Origin of the sequence: Paenarthrobacter sp. MSM-2-10-13 (genome assembly GCF_011605365.1) — a bacterium.
Taxonomy (GTDB): domain Bacteria; phylum Actinomycetota; class Actinomycetes; order Actinomycetales; family Micrococcaceae; genus Arthrobacter.
The window spans coordinates 1,343-4,558 of record NZ_JAAOXO010000020.1 but is presented as its reverse complement, the minus strand read 5'-3'; the positions used below and the strand labels follow the sequence as shown (position 1 = coordinate 4,558).

Below are 3,216 nucleotides of genomic sequence, written 5' to 3'. Positions count from 1 at the left end.
GTTGTTGGTTCCTGGTTCGAACGGTTGTTGTTCGGGAACCACATAGTGGACGCGTGCAGTGTGTGTTGTGTGGTGTAAGTTGTTGGCCTATTAGTACCGGTCAGCTTCACGAGTCTTTAGTCCTCGCTTCCACATCCGGCCTATCAACCCAGTGGTCTGGCTGGGGGCCTCTCACACATAATGTGTATGGAAATCTCATCTTGAAGCGAGCTTCCCGCTTAGATGCTTTCAGCGGTTATCCCATCCGAACGTAGCTAATCAGCGATGCACTTGGCAGTACAACTGACACACCAGAGGTTCGTCCGTCCCGGTCCTCTCGTACTAAGGACAGCCCTTCTCAAATTTCCTGCGCGCGCAGCGGATAGGGACCGAACTGTCTCACGACGTTCTAAACCCAGCTCGCGTACCGCTTTAATGGGCGAACAGCCCAACCCTTGGGACCTACTCCAGCCCCAGGATGCGACGAGCCGACATCGAGGTGCCAAACCATGCCGTCGATATGGACTCTTGGGCAAGATCAGCCTGTTATCCCCGAGGTACCTTTTATCCGTTGAGCGACGGCCATTCCACAATGTACCGCCGGATCACTAGTCCCGACTTTCGTCCCTGCTTGAGATGTCTCTCTCACAGTCAAGCTCCCTTGTGCACTTACACTCGACACCTGATTGCCAACCAGGCTGAGGGAACCTTTGGGCGCCTCCGTTACTTTTTAGGAGGCAACCGCCCCAGTTAAACTACCCATCAGGCACTGTCCCTGACCCGGATCACGGGCCGAAGTTAGATGTCCAAAGTGACCAGAGTGGTATTTCAACGATGACTCCACCCGAACTGGCGTCCGGGTTTCAACGTCTCCCACCTATCCTACACAAGCCACTCCGAACACCAATACCAAACTATAGTAAAGGTCTCGGGGTCTTTCCGTCCTGCTGCGCGTAACGAGCATCTTTACTCGTACTGCAATTTCGCCGAGTTTATGGTTGAGACAGCGGGGAAGTCGTTACTCCATTCGTGCAGGTCGGAACTTACCCGACAAGGAATTTCGCTACCTTAGGATGGTTATAGTTACCACCGCCGTTTACTGGGGCTTAAATTCTCAGCTTCGCCCGTAAGGGCTAACCGGTCCTCTTAACCTTCCAGCACCGGGCAGGAGTCAGTCCGTATACATCGTCTTGCGACTTCGCACGGACCTGTGTTTTTAGTAAACAGTCGCTTCCCCCTGGTCTCTGCGGCCCACACCCGCTCACGGAGAGCAAGTCTCCATCACGGGGCAGGCCCCCCTTCTCCCGAAGTTACGGGGGCATTTTGCCGAGTTCCTTAACCATAATTCTCTCGATCGCCTTGGTATTCTCTACCTGATCACCTGTGTCGGTTTGGGGTACGGGCGGCTAAAACCTCGCGTCGATGCTTTTCTTGGCAGCATAGGATCACCGGATCCCCCCGAACGGGGGTCCCATCAGATCTCAGGATTGTGCTCGAAACACACAGGAACGGATTTGCCTATCCCTGACCCTACATCCTTAGACCGGGGCAACCATCGCCCGGCCCGGCTACCTTCCTGCGTCACACCTGTTAATACGCTTACCTCCCGGGATCAGATCCCGCGCTCGGCCAAAACCCACACACCACAAGGGTGATAGGGCAGGCTCCGGGCGGTTAGTATCCCCCGCTTGGCATGGACGGTTTTTCGCCGGTACGGGAATATCAACCCGTTGTCCATCGACTACGCCTGTCGGCCTCGCCTTAGGTCCCGACTTACCCAGGGCAGATTAGCTTGACCCTGGAACCCTTGATCATTCGGCGGACGGGTTTCTCACCCGTCTTTCGCTACTCATGCCTGCATTCTCACTCGTGTAGGCTCCACCGCTGGTTTCCACCGCGACTTCACTGCCCACACGACGCTCCCCTACCACTCCACACCCCTGAACCACGAAGGCTAGGGCAATATGTGAAATCCACAACTTCGGCGGTGTACTTGAGCCCCGCTACATTGTCGGCGCGGAATCACTTGACCAGTGAGCTATTACGCACTCTTTCAAGGATGGCTGCTTCTAAGCCAACCTCCTGGTTGTCTTCGCAACTCCACATCCTTTCCCACTTAGCACACGCTTAGGGGCCTTAGTTGGTGGTCTGGGCTGTTTCCCTCTCGACTATGAAGCTTATCCCCCACAGTCTCACTGCTGCGCTCTGACTTACCGGCATTCGGAGTTTGGCTGACGTCAGTAACCTTGTAGGGCCCATCGGCCATCCAGTAGCTCTACCTCCGGCAAGAAACACGCAACGCTGCACCTAAATGCATTTCGGGGAGAACCAGCTATCACGGAGTTTGATTGGCCTTTCACCCCTACCCACAGCTCATCCCCTCCATTTTCAACTGAAGTGGGTTCGGTCCTCCACGACGTCTTACCGTCGCTTCAACCTGGCCATGGGTAGATCACTCCGCTTCGGGTCTAGATCACGCCACTACACTCGCCCTATTCAGACTCGCTTTCGCTACGGCTACCCCACACGGGTTAACCTCGCGACGTAACACTAACTCGCAGGCTCATTCTTCAAAAGGCACGCCGTCACAGTAACAAGACTGCTCCGACGGATTGTAAGCACACGGTTTCAGGTACTGTTTCACTCCCCTCCCGGGGTACTTTTCACCTTTCCCTCACGGTACTGGTCCGCTATCGGTCATTAGGAAGTATTTAGGCTTATCAGGTGGTCCTGACAGATTCGCACGGGATTTCTCGGGCCCCGTGCTACTTGGGATACTCCCCAGGCCGTGCACAACATTACGGTTACGGGGCTCACACCCTCTCTGGCCGGCCTTTCAAGACCGTTCACCTATGCCTGCACCTCACCTCACTGGTCCGGCAGAACCAGAACGGAAAGTCCCACAACCCCGCCCATGCAACGCCCGCCGGCTATCACACATGAAACGGTTTAGCCTGATCCGCGTTCGCTCGCCACTACTAACGGAATCACTATTGTTTTCTCTTCCTGCGGGTACTGAGATGTTTCACTTCCCCGCGTTCCCCCCACGCACCCTATGTGTTCAGATGCGGGTCACACAATCACCATGACAGCGTTGTGCGGGGTTTCCCCATTCGGACATCCTGGGATCAACGCTCGGTTATCAACTCCCCCAGGCTTATCGCAGATTCCTACGTCCTTCTTCGGCTCCTAATGCCAAGGCATCCACCGTGTGCCCTTAAAAACTTGACCACACAC

Annotated in this window: 1 rRNA gene; it reads right to left on the bottom strand. The window is 55.3% G+C overall.

Annotated features, from left to right (window positions below):
• Positions 1–69: 69 nt before the first annotated feature.
• Positions 70–3,210, bottom strand: a 23S ribosomal RNA gene (locus HAV21_RS21960).
• Positions 3,211–3,216: the final 6 nt, after the last annotated feature.